Origin of the sequence: Candidatus Scalindua japonica (genome assembly GCF_002443295.1) — a bacterium.
Taxonomy (GTDB): domain Bacteria; phylum Planctomycetota; class Brocadiia; order Brocadiales; family Scalinduaceae; genus Scalindua; species Scalindua japonica.
Map to the genome: position 1 here is coordinate 91192 of NZ_BAOS01000005.1, position 22477 is coordinate 113668.

The 22477-nt window shown below is 38.6% G+C and carries 13 protein-coding genes; 7 read left to right on the plus strand and 6 right to left on the minus strand.

Annotated features, from left to right (window positions below; genetic code table 11):
- Positions 1 to 12 precede the first annotated feature (12 nt).
- A complete protein-coding gene (locus SCALIN_RS04870; RefSeq protein ID WP_096893181.1) occupies positions 13 to 954 on the plus strand; it encodes a methionyl-tRNA formyltransferase in 942 nt (313 codons plus the stop codon).
- Positions 955 to 1624: 670 nt separating this feature from the next.
- On the opposite strand, the gene SCALIN_RS04880 is transcribed toward SCALIN_RS04870, so the two are convergent.
- The 5 genes from SCALIN_RS04880 to SCALIN_RS04900 form a co-directional block, all read right to left on the minus strand.
- The gene (locus tag SCALIN_RS04880) at positions 1625 to 2143 is read right to left on the minus strand and encodes a hypothetical protein (protein ID WP_096893185.1); all 519 of its coding nucleotides are present in this window, start codon (positions 2141 to 2143) and stop codon (positions 1625 to 1627) included.
- A 46-nt stretch (positions 2144 to 2189) separates the two neighbouring features.
- Positions 2190 to 3041, minus strand: coding sequence for a matrixin family metalloprotease (locus SCALIN_RS04885; RefSeq protein ID WP_096893466.1), 852 nt, complete (start codon positions 3039 to 3041; stop codon positions 2190 to 2192).
- 354 nt (positions 3042 to 3395) lie between these two features.
- Complete coding sequence (locus SCALIN_RS04890) at positions 3396 to 4367, minus strand: CgeB family protein (protein ID WP_096893187.1); 972 nt, start codon at positions 4365 to 4367, stop codon at positions 3396 to 3398.
- Between the two features lie 61 nt (positions 4368 to 4428).
- Entirely contained in the window at positions 4429 to 5559 is a 1131-nt protein-coding gene (locus SCALIN_RS04895; RefSeq protein WP_096893467.1) for a DegT/DnrJ/EryC1/StrS family aminotransferase, read from the minus strand.
- Positions 5560 to 5569: 10 nt separating this feature from the next.
- Positions 5570 to 6280 carry a class I SAM-dependent methyltransferase gene (locus tag SCALIN_RS04900; protein WP_096893190.1) on the minus strand — a complete coding sequence of 237 codons (711 nt, stop codon included), beginning with the start codon at positions 6278 to 6280 and terminating at the stop codon, positions 5570 to 5572.
- 500 nt (positions 6281 to 6780) lie between these two features.
- On the opposite strand from SCALIN_RS04900, the gene SCALIN_RS04905 reads away from it, so the two are divergent.
- The 3 genes from SCALIN_RS04905 to SCALIN_RS04915 are packed head-to-tail and all read left to right on the plus strand — an operon-like array spanning position 6781 to position 16281.
- Positions 6781 to 9591 carry a tetratricopeptide repeat protein gene (locus SCALIN_RS04905; RefSeq protein WP_162532149.1) on the plus strand — a complete coding sequence of 937 codons (2811 nt, stop codon included), beginning with the start codon at positions 6781 to 6783 and terminating at the stop codon, positions 9589 to 9591.
- A 47-nt stretch (positions 9592 to 9638) separates the two neighbouring features.
- Complete coding sequence (locus SCALIN_RS04910; RefSeq protein ID WP_096893194.1) at positions 9639 to 12824, plus strand: tetratricopeptide repeat protein; 3186 nt, start codon at positions 9639 to 9641, stop codon at positions 12822 to 12824.
- Between the two features lie 58 nt (positions 12825 to 12882).
- On the plus strand, positions 12883 to 16281 hold the full coding sequence (locus tag SCALIN_RS04915; protein ID WP_096893196.1) for a tetratricopeptide repeat protein: 3399 nt from the start codon (positions 12883 to 12885) through the stop codon (positions 16279 to 16281).
- A 44-nt stretch (positions 16282 to 16325) separates the two neighbouring features.
- On the opposite strand, the gene SCALIN_RS04920 is transcribed toward SCALIN_RS04915, so the two are convergent.
- Positions 16326 to 17534, minus strand: coding sequence for a serine hydrolase domain-containing protein (locus SCALIN_RS04920; RefSeq protein ID WP_096893198.1), 1209 nt, complete (start codon positions 17532 to 17534; stop codon positions 16326 to 16328).
- A 279-nt stretch (positions 17535 to 17813) separates the two neighbouring features.
- Between SCALIN_RS04920 and SCALIN_RS04925 the strand changes: the two genes are divergently transcribed.
- The 3 genes from SCALIN_RS04925 (at position 17814) to SCALIN_RS04935 (ending at position 22406) form a co-directional block, all read left to right on the plus strand.
- Positions 17814 to 18797 (plus strand): glycosyltransferase, encoded by a 984-nt coding sequence (locus SCALIN_RS04925; protein ID WP_096893199.1) that lies wholly within the window; start codon positions 17814 to 17816, stop codon positions 18795 to 18797.
- A complete protein-coding gene (locus tag SCALIN_RS04930) occupies positions 18794 to 20395 on the plus strand; it encodes a hypothetical protein (RefSeq protein WP_096893201.1) in 1602 nt (533 codons plus the stop codon). The genes SCALIN_RS04925 and SCALIN_RS04930 overlap by 4 nt, the downstream gene beginning before the upstream one ends.
- A gap of 118 nt (positions 20396 to 20513) precedes the next feature.
- Positions 20514 to 22406: a tetratricopeptide repeat protein gene (locus SCALIN_RS04935; RefSeq protein ID WP_096893203.1), complete on the plus strand. Its 1893-nt coding sequence runs from the start codon at positions 20514 to 20516 to the stop codon at positions 22404 to 22406.
- Positions 22407 to 22477 lie beyond the last annotated feature (71 nt).

The window sequence follows — 22477 nt, forward strand, 5'->3', positions numbered from 1 at the left end:
GCCTTATTCAATATGAAGAAAAAAAGAGTTGTTGTGTGTGGAGAGAAATGGGTAGCTGAACAGTGCCTGGAATTTCTTTACAAAAGGGAAGACACAGAGATATGTGCTATCGTCGCTGCTCCGGAAGACTGGCAGGCTGATTTGATTTCGTTTGGAGCTAAGAGACGACTGAAAGTATTTGTTGGTAACATTAATGACTATCTTGATGAGTTAAAACAACTTCAACCGGATGTCATTTTCTCAATCCAATACCGTCCACTACTTAAACCTGCAATACTGAACCTGCCAACATCAGGTTGTATAAACCTGCATTTTGGTCTGCTTCCAAGATACGGTGGCTGCTATCCCATTGCGTGGGCAATACTGAATGGAGAGAAGCAAGCCGGCTCAACCCTTCACTACATGGTTGAACAATTCGATGAAGGAGATATCATCGCGCAGTCATCCGTTCCAATTAGAGAGGAGACGACAGCACGAGACCTTTTTGATTCGATGAGTGAAGCGGCGGTTAAACTCTTCATAGATTCTTATCCTGCTCTCTTGAGTAACGCAGTTAAATCTTACCCACAAGATATGTCAGCTAAACTATACTACCCTTATGATAGTATTGATTTCGATCGGGACCGGGTTATTGATTGGGCCAAAACAGGCGTAGAAATCCAGAGGAAAATATGTGCTTTCTCCTTTGATCCATTCCAGCAGCCACTAACCTCCTTGTGTCTGCCTGATGGGAAACTGTTACAAGTTACAGTAACACGCTCAAGGCTGCATAGTAATGTTACTCTATCACCACAAGAGAAGACTGGTCATATCAAAGAAGTAACTGATTCCGGAACACTACTGGTAGTAACAACCAACGGTAGTGTTATTGAAATCGGTTTGCTGAACAACCAGACACCGCTTAAATATTTTGAAAAATCTGGACACTCTCCACAAGATGCAATTTTCAAATAAAATTCAACCCAGGTAGCCAGGTATGGTTTTTAAAAAAGGTCTGGCTGATACGCTTATTAAATCTTCCCTGTCAAACGGCTTTACTCTCTTCGGAACCCTATTGGCTGGCAAGAGAGACTTAGTGACCTTCGGTGTGCCTCGTTTCACTTACGAGAAACCGCTACCAAGTTATACTAACCTGGATACTCTCTTAGAGATTTTCAACCCCATTCATCCGATGTAATTACTACAGGTGGAAGCGACTTTCACACACAACTGGACAACTATCTGTCTGCCCGCAATATCTATTTGAAGGGCGAAATTTTGCGCGTAAAAGGTCGCAAGTCTGAAGCAATTGATGCTTACCTGGAGAGTATCCGAACAAGCCACGATTTCCGCACCAGCTATGTGATTGTTTTCGTCCTTGCCCAGCAAAGTGCAGTTTCTGACCCATCGGGTGATCGTAGAATGCTCTTAGCCCTTGAGGCTGCGGATCCCTACCGACCTGAAGCACGCATCCTTCTTAATAAGTTGTTTGAACCCTAATAGTGATTATGATTCTGACAGAGCAGATGCTATTCTTAATAAGCATTCAAATTTTTTAATGAATTATCTAATGCGTTACAAGTTAATAATTTTTAAATGCCCTATGATGAATACAAATTATTTTTTCTTAAATGCTAATTGAACACTACTGCTTGTTTTCCTCTGCCACTATTTTTCTAATCGCTTCTATTTGACCAGCTGCGTGTTCTTCTGATGTGAAACGCTGCGGTTGGTCAGCAAGATAAATACCGGCTTCTCCCTTAAGCTTTCGTTCACGCAGACACCATAACCCCTTCTGCCCAATTTTGTAGAAGATATCATCACTTTTTCGCAGCACTCTGGCAGATGGTAAAGCGAGAAGAAAGGCAGATTGATTATCATCTCCCTTTAAAACCTCCTCCACTTTGAGAATACCGATATTGGTTTCCTGCTGGTGTATGGTTATCTGTGTACAAGCTATCAGTTCAGCGGTTATAATTACATCTGAGTGTTCAACTAATTCTGAATCAGACGCTTTTACCCACATTGCATTGGTACTGGAAGAAACTAAAACGAGAATGAATAGTAAAACGATATATCCTGAAAGTGGCTTCACAAAACTATGGTGTTTCATATTGACATGATCCTGCTTATTTATTATGGTTGTGCCGTCAGGCACAACCATAATAACTTTTCCTGCTATAAAGGACACACAGAATTAACCATGTGCATCAGCTTTTTAAATTTTGAACCTGTTTCCTTCTCAGCAAACCGTACCCAAACATCCCAAAGACACCTATACCTAATAGTAATACTGTGCCAGGCTCAGGAACAGCAGTTACTGGTAGTGCTCCATAAATGGCAGTGATGCCAGCAATATCGTCTGCGTGCAGTGCGCGCCGAGGGCCAGCATACGTCGCTTCCATTACTGAACCGGCTACTGCTGAGTGGCCCAGACCTAGCGCATGACCAAGCTCGTGTAGCGCAACGGTGTGAAAATCGATGGTGCCTCCGCCCCCGCCATCGGACCATATATTTGAGTCATCGAAGTGCATGTCACCTGCAATTGTACCCCCAGGACCGAATATAGCTTCAGTACCAGGTTGAAACGCATGTGCGAGGACATTCGGACCAACAGTACCATCAATGAAAATTGCCCCGACGCGGATGTCCCCAAGGTGACCACCAGATGCTTCAGGTGCACCTATGTCGACACCACTGTCGGCTACCATACCTAGATTCGTAAAACCCGACACGGCCGCCCACTTGTCCAATGTCAAACCTATAGTAGTTATTTCATCTACCCCACCGGCATACAAAGCGGTCAAATCAGACGTGGTAGATCCGGAATGAGGATCACCAGGACTTGCGCTTAATGTGGGCCCCATCACGCTCCAGCTAGCGGCACCCGGTGCTGGAAAACCCCCAACTCGGGCTGTATTCAGCCCCGGATCCCATGCGGTTGGGAGCGGAAAAAAGGTAAAATCATCACCATCCGAAAAATTAAGATATCCTGCAAATACACTCGTCGAACCCATAACAGCAACGAAACAAACTATCAATATTATAATAAAATTTCTCATTACCCTCACAATACAACCCCCCTTCCTTCACGTTTAACGTAACAACAATACAATAAGATGTATAATAAGCTTATTTGTCTTTCTGATTTTAACTACACATTTATTATAGATATTTTAGAACGTTAATAACGCTAACAAAAATAACTCGCAATGTCAAATTAATTTTCAGACTCACGGATAAACCTATAGATTCTTCTAAAACATGCATACTATTTATAGTACATTGATAATTGTATTATATATGATATGCAATCTGTAGGTGCTTTGATCAGCCCAGTGTGATTATGGAGATAATTCTTTCAAAACAGTATTATTTTTTCCGGCCCAGAAACAAAATAGAGAAAACATCAGGAGTCAGGTTAATAGTTGTAACTGAATATCCCTCATTTTTTTAAACATGGATAATGTTCTTATCATATCCTCTGCTCTATGGCGGTAAGTGTGTTCTGTTAAAACCTTTCTCATTCCTTCAACAGCTATTTTTTTTCTATCATCTTCATGTCTCAAGTAATAATCCGCAAGTTCCAGAAGCTCCTTTTCATTTCTGTATATTACAATATGCTTTCTATTTTCAAAGAGATTTGTAAGCCCACTTCCTTTCGATTCATCTGTGAGAAGCATACTCCCGGAGGCAAGTACTTCAAAAACCCTCATGGCTAATCCATCATTTACAGATTTATGAAATACTATTTTTGATTGATACAAAACCTCTGCCATCCTTTCCAGAAAGCACCTCTCGTAATAAACGTTAAAACTTTGCTTTAATGCATTAAACAGGTTTACTCTTTCAGGATTAAATTCTGAATTAAGAGTCCCCACAAAACTAATGTCGTACAAACCCTCTCCTCTCGTTTTCCCGTGTAATTGGGGATCACAAGCAGGAGGAATCCAGAATACATCTTCGATGCCACTCGCCTTAAACATCTCTACTGCAGGTTTGTGAGCAACAAATACGACATCAAAATCCCTGGCAAATTCCAGATGACTATCAAAATTTATGTGAGAATCAATCAAATAACACGCTTTTATACACTCAAGCAAATCTAAATTTATCAGTGGATAGAAAATACCAGTATCCACATACAAAAATACATCCGGGTGCCATCCTGCAGGCAACTTCCTTATTACACGAATCATATCGCCATCTGAAAAAGGTATTTGATGATTTCTTACCCTGTCTTCGACATCTAACAAATCCCATGATTTTAACATTCCTTTATTTATTGCAGGCCCATAGGTAATCACCCCGCAAATCTTCCGTATCGCCTTCTCCAGATAAGAAGCGGTTGTCATTGGGTTCGATGTATAACTGAGCAAAATATTCATTAACTATTCTCCAATATTGACTACAAAACTCCAACTGCTAAATTATCATCTCATTCAACTTTTAATTAATGGACACTAAAGGACTAACTGAAGTCAATGCAAATTCATCGATCGCATTTTTTATATAGATTATCTCTTCTTTTTCCAACTCCGGATATATGGGAAGTGACAATATTCTTGAAGCAGAAAGTTCGGAAACAGGAAAATCTCCTGACTTATAAGCTAATCCTCTATATACTCCCTGATAGTGAAGTGGAATGGGATAATGGATACCACAAAATATATTTTTTTGTTTCAGGTACTGTAGCAACTCATTACGTTTATCGGTTTCAATAACAAACAGATGGTAAACATGATCACGCTCCGGCCTGGTTTCCGGTAGATTAATTTGAAGGCCGTTCAATGATTCGTAATAAAAGGCCGCTACCTTTTTACGTTTATCATTCCATTCATCAAGATATTTTAACTTAATACGCAGAATGGCGGCCTGCAATCCATCCAGACGTGAATTTGTACCCATCTCTGTATGGACATACTTCTCTTCCTGCCCGTATTCACGAAGTTTCTTTATTTTTTCATCAATTCCCGCATTGTTCGTTATAACACCCCCCCCGTCTCCATATGCACCAAGATTTTTACCTGGATAAAAACTAAAGGCCGAAGCAATACCGAAAGTCCCAACTCTTCGGGTTTTATAAAAAGCACCATGAGCTTGACATGCATCCTCAATAACATAAAGACGATGCCTTTGAGCTATCGACAAAACAGAGTCCATTTCTGCCGGTTGCCCATAAAGATGGACAGCAATTATTGCTTTAGTTCTGGAGGTTATTTTCTCTTCAATCTTCTCCGTATCAATATTGTAAGTATCATTCTCACAATCCACAAAAACCGGTATAGCGCCAATGCTGCTTACACCGAGCGCTGTAGCTATGAAAGTATTAACGGGGAGAATCACTTCATCACCCTCTTTTATACCCAAGGCCAAACAGATAAACTTTAACGCGTCTGTTCCGGAATTTACAGCAACGCAGTAACGCGCGTCACAATATCGAGCAAACTCCTCTTCAAAAGAACAAACTTCTTCACCACCTATAAATGAACTGTTTTTGATGACTCTCTGAATAGCGCCATCAACCTCACTCTTTATGTGATTGTATTGCTTATTTAAATCTACAAAATTGATTTGCATGTTTTTCCTTTTATTCTGAGTCAACTCTCTCCGCTATTATCAGGTATTGAAGCACAGAAAATCTAAAAGCCTCTTCCCTTGTAATATTTTTCAATACAAATTTCCCAAAATCAAAATCGCTTGGCCATGTATCACTGTTGAGTTTTGGATTGGTCGCACCACTGCAATGAATAATATTATAGCCTGTTCCGGTAAACATCTTAACTATCTCATTAAGAGTAAAGAAACGAATGTGTGTCGCATCGAGAAGACCATTATCATCATATTTCCATTTACCATGCATAAAATTGATAATGTGATTGATGTACTGTACATTTGGAATACTGGCAATGATCTTTCCATCTGTTGTAAGATAGTCATGCAGACAATGGAGGACCTTCCATGGATCATAAAGATGTTCAAGGATATCGGCACAAATTATAAGATCAAAACACTCCTTCTCTAATCCAAAGGTATCTAGTGGAACTTTTTCTATATCAGACACAATGACCCTGTCCAATCGAGATTGTGCAATGTCTATAGAATCACCATTAGAATCCAACCCAATATATGTTACTTTCGGAAATTTTTGTTTAATAGCCATTCCCGTTGCACCGGAACCACATCCAATTTCAAATACATTTTCAGGTGCTTCCCGAACAAGGTCTACAATCTCAGTACGTGGATTATCGCCATATTCTGCTATACGCTCTGACTTTAAAGGAGAATAGTAGTCAATCATTTATATGTTAGTTTCCTTAAATAATCTGCGTTGTCCGCTCTGGTTTTAACGCAAAATACTTTATGGTCCAATGGCTGCATATACAAAAAAACGGGCCACTACTGTTATTTAACGGGAAAAATATTCTAAAATGGTGAAAATTTATACAGTAATAAAATAAAATATCAACAGAAAGAGTATTTATAAAATATAGTTCCCAAAAGAAAATTTTTTATTCAATTATTAGAATTTTTTATAAATTCTTCAAGACATCTATTTGTTCTGATTATAAATACACATCATAACTCGCAGAAATACAATAGATTATGATAACATATCAACATAATCCACTGTTTGTAATCAAATCTTAAATCTGAATAAGATACAACTTATTTCCCGAACTAATGAAAAAATTAATTATATGTTCATGTTATACACAAATTAGAGACCGAAACTGCCTTTGGCATGTATTTAGCTCAAGTAAGTCTAGAAAATCTAAGAAATCATCAATTATCTATATTATGGAAAATTCAAATAATATATTACAAAAAGCATTAAAATATCATCAGGAAGGAAATTTAAATGATGCGGCAGCGTTTTATCTTCAGGTATACAAAACAAATCCGCATCACATTGATGTAGTCTTTTTAATTGGTACTTTATATTTACAATCGGGAAAACTTGATGCTGCTGCTACATTTTTGAAAAAAGTAATTATACTCAATCCAAACCATGTAAAGGCCCACAATAATCTTGGTATTATTTTTCAGAATCAGGGTAAACTTGATGAAGCAGTAGAAAGTTATTATAGAGCATTGAACCTTGCACCAGATAATGCTGAAGCATTCTATAATCTAGGTACTGTATATAACAAACAGCGTAAATATGATAAGGCTCTAGAAAACTACAAACATGCAATACTCTTCAGACCGGATAACTATGATGCACACTTAAATATTGGTAACATTTTCCAGGAACTTGGAAAACCTGAAGATGCCGCAACATGTTATAGGAAAGTAATTACACTTAAACCTGATTTCGTAATAGCGCACAATAACCTTGGCATCGTGCTTTCCAAACTGTGTAAACATGATGACGCACTAAAAAGTTTTAGAAACGCACTAAATCTTAAGCCAGTAGACCCGAAAATACACAGTAATATCGCATCAGCATTGAAAGAGTCCGGCAGGCTGGATGAAGCAATGGAGAGCTGTAAAAAAGCAATTGAATTAGACTCCAATCATGCTGAAGCATACAACAATCTAGGTACTATTTTACAAAAAACCGGTAATCATGAAGATGCTATTATTAACTACAATAAGGCAATAAGACTGAAACCTGAAGACCCTGATACACACAATAACCTGGGTTCAGCACTTAAAGAGTTGGGCAGAATTGATGAAGCCAAGGTTAGTTGCCGTCGTGCAATTGCTATTAATCCTGAATACGCAGACGCCTACAATAATCTTGGTACGATTCTTCAGGAAGAAGGCAGACTTGATGAAGCGATTACAAACTATAAACAAGTGATAATGATTAACGTTAACCATGCCATGGCATACAGTAACCTTGGCACGGCATTGCATGAACAAGGCAAATTTGAAAAGGCGCTACAGAATTGTCAACATGCAGTAACTCTCAATCAACACCATCCTTATTTACACAACAATTTGGGGACTATATTACAGGAATTGAGGAAGTTTGACGAAGCAATTGTAAGCTATAATCGTGCCATTGAACTTAAACCTGACTATGCGGAAGCGTATGGCAATCTTGGTGCTGTCTATAAAAAACAGGGCAATGCTGAAGATGCTTTAACTTATTACAAGAAATCACGAGAACTAAAACCTCTTAATGCTGAGGTACACAAAAATATTGGTATCATACTAGAGGAATTTGGTAATACACATGATGCGCTTATTAGTTATCAAAAATCATTACAATTAAAACATAATCCGGGAATTGAAATAAAGGTAGCTCTACTACATCCCACTATAAATGAGTCGCAGGAATCTATAAAACAGTACAGAAAAAATCTCTTTAAAGGCTTAGAGGCACTGAATACCAAAGGGCTTAAGATTGAAGATCCTACGACAGAAATAGGTTCAACAAATTTCTTCCTTGTATACCAGGGGCTGGATGACAAGGAAATACAGAAAAAAATCGCATCTTTTCATATTAATGTCTGTCCTGAACTTTCCTGGATATCACCTGACATTAATAAAGAACGTTCACAATCAAATAAAAAGATCAAACTAGGCATAATCTCTCACTATCTTACTAACCACACTATCGGACTGTTAAACCATGGAATTATTAAACATATCTGCAGGGAACGTTTTCACGTTACATTATTTCGGTTTAATGACGAAGACGAGAATGCTACGTCAAAAGCCATAGATTGTGATGCAGATGATGTTATTGTGTTGCCGAGAAAGTTAAAACCTGCACGTCAAAAAATTGCAGAATGTTCACTGGATATTTTGTTTTATCTTGAAATTGGTATGGATACTTTAACTTACTTTCTGGCGTTCTCACGTCTGGCACCGGTCCAATGTGTCACATGGGGACACCCTGTAACGACTGGAATTCCTAATATAGACTATTTTATTTCATCTGAAATGGCCGAATTGCCTGGAGCAGAAAAGCATTACACGGAACAACTGGTCCTCCCGGACAGACTAACTATCTATTACTATCGACCCAAGCTTACACAAGAACTACGGCCAAGAGAATATTTTGGTCTACACAAAAATTATAATCTATACGTATGCCCACAGACCCTTTTCAAATTACACCCCGATTTTGACAAAACTCTGGGAAATCTCTTACGTAAAGACAAATATGGATTATTAGTGTTAATCGAAGGAAAATACAAACATTGGGAAAAAATGCTGCTTGACCGTTTCTCCAGAACATTTTCTGATGTTATAGCCCGTGTAAAGTTTCTACCCAGAATGGCTACAAATGAGTATTTATCTTTACTGAATATTTCGGACGTACTTCTGGATCCACCTCACTATGGAGGCGGCAATACAAGTCTGGAGGCTTTTGCATTTAACATTCCGATTGTAACATGGCCGGGTGATTATTTACGCAGCAGACTGACTCTCGCTCTCTATAAGAAGCTAAATATAATGGAATGTGTAGTCGACAATAGTGTGTCATATGTTGATACAGCATATCGACTTGCAAATGATAAAGCATGGAGAAGTGAAATAACAGAAAGAATTAAATTGAAAGCAGATTGTTTGTATGAAGACAGGGAAAGCGTACATGAACTGGAACAATTCTTTGAAATGGCAATTGAAAAAGCATACAACAGAAAATAATTATATTCATTATTAGATAATACTAAAATTCAATTCCAGGAGAAATTATGCGACCATTACTGGATATGGATGTAATCCAGATAGAAATCACTAATGCATGTGTACACCAATGTGCTAACTGTACACGGCTGGTCGGTCACTCAAAAAAACCATTCTTTATGGATTTAGACTTCTTCAAGAAAGCGGTAGATTCACTTGTAGATTATCCAAAGATTATAGGAATTATGGGTGGTGAGCCCCTGCTGCATCCTCAGTTTACAGAGATGGCTGCATATCTTAAATCAAAGGTCCCCGATAAAATAAAATGTGGTCTATGGTCAACACTGCCAAAGGGAAAAGAGAAGTACGCTCCTATAATTGCTGATGTATTCGGTAATGTACTTTTAAACGACCATACACTGGGCAAGTTGTATCATTCTCCGATACTTGTTTCGGCAAATGAATCTGTCGTAGACAAATTTAAAATGTGGTACCTCATTGACCATTGCTGGGTACAAAACTGTTGGAGCGCCTCAATCAACCCTAAAGGAGCTTTTTTCTGTGAAATAGCAGCAGCCTTCGATATTGTTTTTGATGGACCGGGTGGTTGGACTGTGTCACCGGAATGGTGGAAAAAAACTCCGAAGGACTATGTAGAACAGATGAAGCAGTATTGTGTTAATTGTAGCGCCGCACTTCCATTGCATGCCAGGCTTGATACGGAGGAGACTGATGACATAAGCAAGGGTAATCTTGAACGATTGATCAAAGTTGGTTCGCCAAAAGTAAAACGAGGAAAGTATTCCATTTATGACAAGGGAGAAAGAGACAGCAATTACCATATTAACGAATTCCGGAATAATATTGAATATCAAATGAAAATTGCTGACAAGTATGGATTATATTTGAGGCAAAACAAACTTGGATACCTCCAGCCATTTTTAAAAAACACTCCAAAGAGTCAAGATGAAATTAATATAAAGGATTGTCTGCAGAAAGGACACACATATCATCAAGCGGGAAATTTAAAAGAAGCATCTATACTTTATCAGAAAATACTTGCACAACAGCAGGAACATATTGATGCAAACTTCCTCCTGGGCACATTATATCTTCAAGCTGGAAATCTCGATAAAGCTGCCGAGCTCCTGCAAAAAACAGTTTTGCTCAAACCAGATCATGTAGAAGCTAATAATAATCTGGGTACAGTACTTCAGAATCAAGGTAAACTTGATGAGGCGGCAGAGAGTTACAAAAGAGCATTATGTCTTGCACCGGATTATTCTGAAGCATTTTATAATTTAGGCAATATATTTTACAAACAGCATAAATTTAATAAGGCGATTGAACATTACAAACAGGCAATTATTTTAAAGCCGGACGATCATGAGGCATTTTTAAATCTTGGAAATGTGTTTAAGGAACTTGGAAAAATTGATGACGCGGAGAGAGAATATAGAAAGTCAATCTCTCTGAAACCTGACTATCCAGTAGCACACAGTCGACTTGGAGCGATTCTTCAGGAACTGGGCAAACTTGATGAGTCTATTAAAAGTATTAAACGTGCACAAATTCTTGATCCGGATAATATTGATATTCTCAATAATCTTGCTACTATTCTTTCAAAACAGGGAGAATATGATGAAGCGATAGAGAGCTACAATAGAGCCTTAAAATTAAAACCAGATGCATACCTTATACAGACTAATCTTGCTTCCACACTTAAAGATTCAGGCAGATTAGAAGAGGCATTAACCAGTTGTAACAAAGCAATAGAGATAAACCCAAATTATCCTGAATCACATAACACGCTTGGTGTGATACTGCAAGGGTCCGGTCAACTTGAGGAAGCGGTAAAAAGCTATAAAAAGGCAATAGAACTTCAACCGGACAATCCAGAGTTATACAGTAACCTTGGTTCCGTACTTAAAGAGCTGGATAGGTTTGATGAAGCAGTCGAATGCTGCAAACACTCGATTGAACTCAATCCGGAGAACGCCGATGCATTCAACAATCTTGGCACAATACTTCAAGAACAGAGAAAACTTGACGAAGCAATAGCAAATTATAAACAAGCAATAAAGCTTATGCCGGACCATGCAAGAGCACACAGTAACCTTGGCACGGTATCACAGAAACAGGGTAACACGGTGGAAGCGGTATTATATTGCCACCTGGCAGTAACACTTAATCCCGGTAGTGCTGAACTCCACAACAACCTTGGCGCAATACTCCAGAAACAGGAGAGGGTTGACGAAGCAATAACGTGTTATGACAATGCAATAGAACTTGAACCGGATTATACGGAAGCACACTTAAACAGATCTTTTGCATTATTGTTAACAGGAAAATATAAAGAGGGATGGGAGGAAAATGAATGGAGACTTAAAACAAAAGCACACTGTCTGAGAAAGTTCCACAATCTCAGATGGGACGGGTCACCTCTTAAGGGCAAGACCATTCTGGTATATGCTGAGCAAGGTTTTGGAGACACTATACAATTTGTACGTTACCTGCCAATGGTACAGGAACAGGGAGGCCGCGTAATTTTCGAATGTCACAAGAGTCTGCATCGTCTACTTAGAGATTGTACAGGAATCGATAAGGTGGTCGAAAAAACAACTGAACCGAAAATAACATTTGATACACATATCAGCCTTTTAAGTTTACCGGGAATTTTTAACACCACCTTGAATTCAATACCATCTGAGACACCTTACATTAGTGTTAATTCCGGATTAGCAAAACTGTGGCGTAATCTACACACGTACAACAATGATTTTAAGATAGGTATTGTATGGGCAGGAAACGCTGAGAACAAGAGAGACAATATCCGCTCCTGTTCTCTCAAAGACTTCTATCCCTTGTTGAATATTCAAGGGACGGCTTTTTACAGTCTTCAAAAAGGACCGGCATCCGGTGAAACGGAGAACACACCGCCAGGAATAAAGATCATTAATCTGAATAATCAGTTAAGAGACTTTGCTGACACAGCTGCCATAATCGATAATCTGGACCTTGTCATTTCAGTTGATACTGCTGTCGCACATCTTGCGGGAGCACTTGGTAAACCAGTGTGGAACCTGTTACATTTTGCACCGGACTGGCGCTGGCTGCTTAATCGTAACGACAGCCCATGGTATCCGGAAATGCGTTTATTCAGACAAAACATATTAAATGACTGGACTTACCTGTTTAAGGAAGTAAAGAATGCATTATTACAAGAAGTCAATGACATTAAAAAAAACAACTAAACATAAACAAATATGTATTGCAACATAGTGATAGCTAGAGTTAAGGATTTCAAATTCTATGAATCAAAAAGTGAAAGGTAACATGAGGAAGTGTCAAGAAGCACTTAAACTTCACCAGGCTGGAAATTTTGTTGATGCGGAAATACTTTATAATAAAATACTTGAAACAGAACCTGCAAACATTGACACAATCTTTTTCCTTGGAACACTTAAACTGCAGCAAGGTGATACAGGAACAGCTCGTGCGTTACTGGAGAACACAATAATACTTAAACCTGACCATGCAGCAGCATACAATAATCTTGGAACAGTATTTAAAGAACAGAACAAATTTGAAGAGGCAATCAAAAACTATAATAAGTCTTTAGCGCTTAAACCGGACTATGCAATGGCACACAATAATTTAGGAAATCTACTTAAGGACATTGGTAAATTTGCTGAAGCGGAAACAAGTTGTCGACGTGCAATATTGCTCCAACCTGACTTTTCGGATGCACACAATAATCTAGCATCCACACTACAGAAACAGGGTAAGCATGAAGAAGCAATCAGGAGTTACAACCTGGCAGTAAAATATAATCCCAAAAGTGTTCACGCGCACATAAACAGGTCGTCCGCATTGCTGTTAACAGAAAACCTTGAAGATGGATGGCCGGAATATGAGTGGAGACTGCAAACAAAAAATTATAACTCCAGCAAATTCCAACTGCCCCATTGGGACGGTTCACCGCTGAATGGAAAAACAATTTTTGTACATGCTGAACAGGGATATGGAGATACCATCCAATTTGTACGCTACCTGCCAATGGTCAAAGACCTTGGAGGACATGTGATATTTGAATGCCAGAAGGAGCTTATTCGTTTACTGAAAAATTGCGCAGGTATAGATGAAATTGTAGAAATGATGCCCAGCCAGGACATAGTTTTCGACACACACATTCATCTGTTAAGCCTGCCTGGCATATTCGGCACAAATATGGATTCTATCCCATCATGTACACCTTATATAACAGTGGACCCTGTACTTTCAGAAAAGTGGAGATTACAACTTTCCAATAATAATAATTTGAAAATCGGCATCGTCTGGGCTGGTAGATCAACATTTAAAGACCATTATCGCTCTTGTACATTTGATGATTTTATTTCGTTGTCAGAAATCCCAGGTATTACTTTCTACAGCCTTCAAAAAGGCCCATCGTCTGAGGAAGCATTAAACGCGCCTGAAGATATGAAAGTTATCAACCTTGATAAAGAGTTGAACGATTTCGATGACACTGCTGCTGTAATGAATAATCTGGACTTAATAATTTCCACTGATACGGCAGTTGCACATCTTGCCGGGGCAATAGGCAAACCTGTATGGACACTCTTGCATACTTCATCTGACTGGCGCTGGTTCCTTAATCGTGAATGCAGTCCATGGTATCCTGAAATGCGCTTGTTCAGACAATCCGTATTTAGTGATTGGAGAGGTGTGTTTGATAAAGTAAAAACATCATTAATTTCCATTTTTGGACCACAGATTGGTATTTATGGGGAAAATAAGACTACAAATTCTGAAATCCAAAACCTGAGATTATCAGACTTATTACAAGAAGCACATAGGCATCATCAGGCTGGAGATTTCACCTCCGCAATAATGTGTTACAACATAGCTATTAAAAAGCACCCTGATAATGCACTGACACACTTCCATCTTGGCTCTGCTCTTCATGGAACAGGAAGAATTGATGATGCATTGGCCAGCTACAGGAAAGCAAAAGAACTCAAGCCTGACTACAGCGACGCATATTACAGCCTCGGTAATACATACAGAGAACAAGGTAAGATCAAAGAAGCCGTCGTAAATTACCTGCAAGCCGTATCTCTAAAACCTGACAATGCTGAAATACACTGTAACCTAGGCGCGGCACTTCAGGAATCGGGCAGACCAGATGAGGCAATTGTAAGCTACAAAAAGGCAATAACACTTAATCCTTACTATGCAATGGCACATTGCAATCTTGGTTCTTTGCTTCATGAATCAGGCAAACTAAATGATGCAGCAGCAAGTTACAAAAGATCAACTGAGATCAATCCTGATTTGGCCCTTGCACACAACAACCTTGGTACTGCATTTAAGGATTTGGGCAGGCTTGATGAATCTGTTGAAAGCTATAGAAAAGCAATAGCACTAAAACCAGACTATGCGGAAGCGCATAATAATCTAGGAACTGCACTTCTTGAACAACATAAACTTCAGGAAGCTGTTATAAGTTATAACCGGGCTTTAGAGATCAGACCAAAATATGCCGAGGCATACAATAATCTAGGCACTATTCTTCAAGAATTGTGCCAACTTGATCAAGCTGTAGAAAACTACAGAAAAGCAATAGCGCTAAAACCGAACTTTGCGGAAGCATACAACAACCTAGGGACAGCGCTCCAGGATTCAGGTAAACATGGTGAGGCTTTAGCATATTATAAGCAGGCAACTATACTGAAGCCGGATTTTGCTCTGGCTCATGTAAACAGATCATTTGTATTATTACTGACAGAGAACTTTAAGGAAGGATGGAAAGAATACAAATGGCGGCTCAACATAAAAAATCGCGCCTCTACAACTCGTAATCATCATATGTGGAATGGCGGTCCACTGAATGGAAAATCTATTTTGGTCCACGCAGAACAGGGTTTTGGAGATACCATACAATTTGTCAGATATCTGCCGATGGTTAAAGAACAAGGTGGCCATGTAGTATTAGCGTGCCATAAAAGTCTTCATCGCTTATTTAAAAATTACAATGGAATCGATGAAATTATAGAAAAGAGTTCTGTTAATACATTACCGGAACAACCTGATGTCCATATTCATCTCTTAGACTTGCCGGGATTATTTGAAACTACACTGAAATCAATACCGCTAAAAACACCATATATTACCCCGGATCAGATACTGGTAGATCAATGGGCAAGCTGGTTTAAGACTCGTAAAGATTTTAAAATTGGATTAGTCTGGGCGGGAAACCCACATCATTCAAAAGATCATAATCGTTCCTGTTCACTATCTGATTTTAACAAATTAACTGATGTCCCAGAGTGGTCCTTTTACAGTCTTCAAAAGGTTAATTACCCGATCGATTCCAAAGATACACCAATTGGAATGAACATAGTCAACATTGGCAAAGGATTAAATGACTTTGCCGACACAGCTGCCGTAATTGCTAACCTGGATCTTGTAATAACAGTTGACACCGCAGTTGCTCATCTGGCGGGTGCTATTGGCAAACCGGTGTGGACTCTTTTACCTTTCGCGCCTGACTGGCGCTGGCTACTTAAACGTAATGACAGCCCATGGTATCCGACCATGCGCTTATTTCGTCAAAATCAGCCTGGTAATTGGACAGAAGTATTTGAACAGGTAAAAGAGGAATTAACTAACAATTTCTGTTTGCAGGTAACGGAAGTAAATGAGTAATTAATTATAGAAATAACGCTCTAAAATAGAACAAATAAATCTTATTAAAAATTTATATTGGTTGTCAAAGGAGTTGATTTAAGAAATATCTTATCTAGTTTTCTCATAATTCTGTTTGCATTACTTATACGTTTATTGGTCATAATAATTGTAGCAATACCTCTGGTTGGATATATTCTCATTTCATTGTAAAACCCGACACCATTACCCCTTCTGTAGAAATATTCAACCCCTTCCAATTTTCCAATATGCCATCCTAAAGTAGTATTAAGAAGTTTGCCACTATTATTTTGCTGTTGTGTATAATATAGCTCTTTTGTTTCATGGTTAAACAAGTGAGAGTTGTCTTTCAATTGATCCTGCAAGAAGCGGCTGAAGCCTCGTGCGTTACCGATTAAGCCGGCCACTGACGGCCCATTCATGTAACATCCTCGTAAATGGAGCCATTTACCCTCATAATCACACCATGCGATTTTATCTATCAGGACCCTTTTAAAAAAGTTTGATAGAGAGTATTTTGCTAAATATCCTTTCGCATGATTAGCTCGATCATATATATCAAAACCTAGCTCTTGTTCTTCAAGTTTTAATGGTTTAAATAAATTTTCTTTAATATAATCGATATACCTTTGGTTAGTTACACTTTCAATTATTTTGCCCAGCAGCCAGTATCCTATATTTGAATAGCCATATTTTTTTCCAGGCTTAAATAAAAGCTTTTTATGTTCTTGAAGGACCTGCACCAATGCTGAATCCTCATCAATTCGTTCGCTATTGTCTATGGGGCATACCCACATCATTATGTGTTCAATATCCATTCTTATTGGAAATGGATGAGGGATACCGGATGTATGGCTGAGGAGATGTCGAATCGTGATATCATTGCTATATGGTCTAGATGATAAATATTGGTTCATTTTGTCGTCGAGACTAACCATATCTCTTTCTACAAGTTGTAAAACCGCTGCTGCCGTAATCAATTTGGTTAATGAATAAGCGGGCATTGTCGTACTGAACTTCATACGTCTTTGATTTTTGATATCAGCCAAACCGCCTGAGTATTCGAAAATGGTATGGTTTTTGTCAACTACAATGTACTGGACACCAGGGACTTTTTTTCCAATGTATCTATTAAGAATGTCTGTCGCTGCTTCCCGTGAGTTTTTCACGGTGTGGTGTGTGCCTGTTGTTGCACAACCGGTAAGAATAACCAGGACAAATAATATTACGACAACATTACTTTTTATTTTCATCAGGTATTGTCTGTGCAAAATTAGCCGGAATTAAAAATTATCTCATCAAATTGACTAATAATTAGACAATATACCTTCTCTGTAATCAAAACAAAATATATTTAACAGGTCTTTACACTATCTTTTGCTCGTAAGCTACGCATTGACAAGCCCTTAAACAATTGATATTTAAATTTTCAAGCACTGGTTAAGAAAATCATTTTGGCATGAATTTGGCTATATTACCTTGGAAGAATAAAATCATGTATAATTGAACAAACACATATTAAATTTTAATAGATGCAAACAATCAGAGTTCAAAAAACAGAAATTCAAAGCCCAAAGCCGACTGGCAGGATTATATATGTCAACTACGATAGCCTTGAACCTTCTGGAGGGGTGAAGGTAATCTACTCACATGTATTGCATTTAGTAAATAATGGCTATCCCGCATTTGTACTCCATACCCAGAAAGACTTCAGGATTCCGTGGCTGGAGTGTGACGTGCCTATACTATATGCAAAAGACAATCTCAGGATATCACCAAATGATATTGTTGTTATTCCGGAGGATCATAATACGGCACTTAATGTATTCAAAAATATACAGACCAGGAAATTTGTCTTTTGCCAGAACCATTATTATATTTTCAATGGTCTCCAAAATAATGACTCCTGGCGGAATTTTGGTGTGACAGGCATATTCTGTTGTTCAAGTATTATAAGCGATTTTATCAGCGAAGTTTTTGGTTATTCTGAAGTACCGGTCATTCACAATGCGATTCCGTTGGATCTATTTGAACCACGAAATAAAAAATTGCAAATTGCGTATATGCCGAGAAAAATTCCAGGTGAACTGAATTTCATCAGAAACCTCTTCAAAAAACTTTATAAGCAATATGATAAAATTCCGTGGATATGCATTGATAAAGTTAAAGAATCAAAGGTGGCAGAAATCATGAATGAATCTGCTGTTTTCCTCTCCACCAGCACTTATGAAGGGTTTGGGCTACCACCAATAGAAGCAATGGCCAGCGGTTGTATAGTTGTGGGTTTTCACGGAGATGGTGGACTGGAATATGCATCAGAAGACAACGGATTCTGGTGTGAATGGAACAATATTACCGACTGCGCAAAAACGCTTGGACAAGTAATAACATTAATCGAGAATGATGATGAAGTAATTAGTAAAAAAAGGGGCCAGGCAATTAAAACAGCCGGTGAGTATTCATATAAAAGACAAGAGAAAGATCTATTAAATTATTGGAGTGACATATATAAATGAAACATATCAAGAATAATAATCGACTGTTAATTGCACAAGTAGAACCGCCACAAAATGAGGGTAGTGGTGACTACTTTTATCGTACACATGCGCCCGGAATTGCTATGGCACAGGAAGAGGGAGTACGCGTAATCAATTTGACTAACCAGCACCGACACAAGACCGAGATAATGATGAAAGCAGATGTCTTGATCTTGAAGAATATCTGTGACCCGGATATTCTTCCCCTGATCAGAGGAAGAAAAGAACAAAGAAAACTGACAGTTTATGAAATAGCAGACGACCTTAACGCCCTGCAGACATGGAATCCGGTCTATTTTTTCTTCAAGAACAAACAAAATCTTGATTTGGGATTCCGCCTCGCAAATAGCTGCAATGCGTTACAGGTATCATCTCCTGAGCTGAAGAAACTCTACGGATATTTGAACAGAAATTGCACAGTTTTTCCCAATCAAATCCTGAATGTCCCACCGGAAAAACCATTAAAGAAGAACAATGAACAGGTAATTGGTTGGGGAGGGTCTCACGGACATATGGCAGACATGGCTGAGATTGCACAACCTCTGATAAATTGGATAATCACAAGACCCAATGTGTCTCTACACCTGATGTGCTCAGAACCAATCTGGAAACTCTTTGATTCTCTTCCACAGCATAAGAAGAGATGGACCCCACCTGGATTATTAGACGATTATTATAATTTTCTCCAGAATATAGACATTGGTATTGCACCTTTAAAGGACTATGCTTTTAATCGTTCACGGTCAGATATAAAATTTCTGGAATATGCCGTTTCAGGAATAGTACCGGTAATGGCCCACACTGGGCCCTACATTGAATCTGTAAACGTTGGTAAAACAGGCTTTCTTTATAAAAATACCGGAGAATTGATTGTCACTCTCAACCGGCTTACAGATGACCGTATTTCAGCACAGAATGTCGCGAAAGAGGCCCGGCAATATGTAATACGAGAACGCCTTCAGTTACAGCATGGACGAGACAGATTGGATTTTTACCGACAACATCTAAAATTTCCACACAGACAAAGCAATGAAGTTGAGAGAAGTATTAAATGGTTTGAAGGGATATCGAAACTTGAAGGAGCAATTGTTAACGAAAGACATCTACAATTAAAGGCTACACGTTTTGAAGATCTTCTCCATGATGGATTGCTTGCTATGCAGATACAACGTAATATGCAATTGGCGAACGCAATATTTGAAGAAGCGGTAACCATGGAACCTGAAAACTATCTGACATTCATGTTTGCAGCATCCATATCACCTAATCCTATTGACTGCTTATGTAAAGCACTTAAACAGGAACCACACTCGATAAGAACATGGATATTACTGGGAGAAGAGTTTGAAAGAATTGGAAAAATCAAGCAGGCCCTTGAATGCTATGAATCTGCAATCAATGTTTATTCTGATTACGATATTCCACATCTGAAAATAGGCGCTTTACTAAGAAAATTAGGAAGACATGCCCAGGCGAACCAGTTTTTCAAGAAAGCGAATATGATCGCTGAAAACCTTAAGTATTTAAATGTAACAACACCGGAAACAGATCTTAATGTAAACGTAAAAAATAGTTAGACTAAATATCAGAACTCCCTCCACTCTTTCAAAGGGAATACAGTAGTGGACTCATCTCGAAAGAGAGAACAATCAGAAGTACTTATAACAAAAGATCTGAAGAGTGGTTAAACTTATTATGCCAGAAATAAAAACCAATACATTGATTCAGGAAGCGTACCAGCTGCATCAGGCAGGAATGCTAACAAAAGCCGAAAAACTTTATAATAAACTGATCAAAGAGCAACCGAACCAGATAGATGCTCTCTTCCTCCTGGGAACGCTTAATTTGCAACAAATGGACTTTGACACTGCATGTAGGTTTTTCAGAAAAACACTTAAATTAATGCCTGATCACGCTATAGCACATTGTAACCTCGGTACATCACTTCATGGATCAGGAAAGCTTGAGGAAGCCATTGTAAGTTATAAGAAGTCAATATCACTCAGACCGGAATATGCTGAAGCACATTATAACCTTGGTAATGCATTCAAGGAGCAGGGACAACTCAAAAAGGCTGTTGAAAGCTATACTCAGGCAATATTGTATAAACAGAATTATGTTGACGCATACTACAATCTGGGTAATGTTCTCCGTTCACTGCATAGTCCTGATAAAGCAGTTGATAGTTACAAGAAAGCAATAATGCTTAAACCGGATTACGCAATGGCGCACTGCAATCTTGGCTCTGTCCTTCAGGAACTTGGTAAGATTGATGAAGCGATAGTTTGTTACAAAATTGCAACGACATTCAGGTCGGATTATGTAATGGCATACTGCAATCTTGGTGCTGCATATCAAGAGCTTAGAAAGATTGATAAGGCAATAACGGTATATAAAAAAGCTCTTTCATTAAATCCTGACTTTGTATTAGCAAATTGCAACCTGGGTTCTGCTTTGCAGGAAGCAGGACTATTGGACGAAGCGAAAACATGTTATAAAAAAACTATTGCATTAAACCCTGAGTATGCGATGGCATACTCAAATCTCGGTTCAATATACCAGGAGTTTGGTAATATTGACAAGGCAGTAGAAAATTATGATCAAGCTATATCTCTGAACCCTGATGAACCTACGGCACATAAGAATAAATCTATCGCACTATTATTAAATGAGAACTTCATAGAGGGTTGGCCGGAATACGAATGGAGGCTTAAAACAAAGACCAATAGTCTAAGAGACTTCCTTAAACCAAGGTGGGACGGCTCTTCTCTGAGTGGAAATACTATTCTGGTTCATGCAGAGCAGGGTTTTGGAGATACTATACAATTTGTTCGATATCTTCCCATGGTTAAAGCACAGGGAGGACACGTGATATTCGAGTGTCATGACAGTCTCTTGCGTCTGCTCAAAAACTGTGATGGAATTGATAGAATTATAGAGAGATCATCTCATACTGTTCCGGATATACATTTTGATTTTCATATACCACTTTTAAGTTTACCAGGGTTATTTAAAACTACCATAGATTCAATACCATCTGATGTTCCCTATGTCTCGGTAGATGCGGGCCTTTCAGAGAAATGGCGATATAGGCTAAGCAATGACAGTAAATATAAGATTGGTATTGTATGGGCAGGTAATCCCTTATTTAAGAACTACAATACCAGGTCCAGCTCCCTGTCAGATTTCGCGGCTTTAGCAGAAATAAGAGAGCTATCACTCTACAGTCTTCAAAAAGGATCATCCACTTTAGAAAAAGATAATATTCCAGAGTTAAGTATCAAAGACTTGAGTAAAGAGTTAAATGATTTTGCGGACACTGCGGCAGTAATGAGTAATCTGGATCTTGTCATTTCAACAGACACTGCTGTAGTACATTTAGCCGGAGCTATAGGTAAACCGGTGTGGACATTATTACATTCAGCGCCTGACTGGCGTTGGTGGCTTAAACGTACCGATAGCCCGTGGTATCCGAGTATGCGGTTGTTTAGACAAAAACAGTTAAATGATTGGACAGGAGTGTTTGAGCAGGTGAAGGAAGCATTGGTTCCGGAGTGCAGATTGAGGAATACAAATTTCCAAACATAAAAAATGTAAGGTATGTGCTGGATTAAGCAAAGTAAATCCACCATAAGTAAGATTTAAATATGAATATCGAA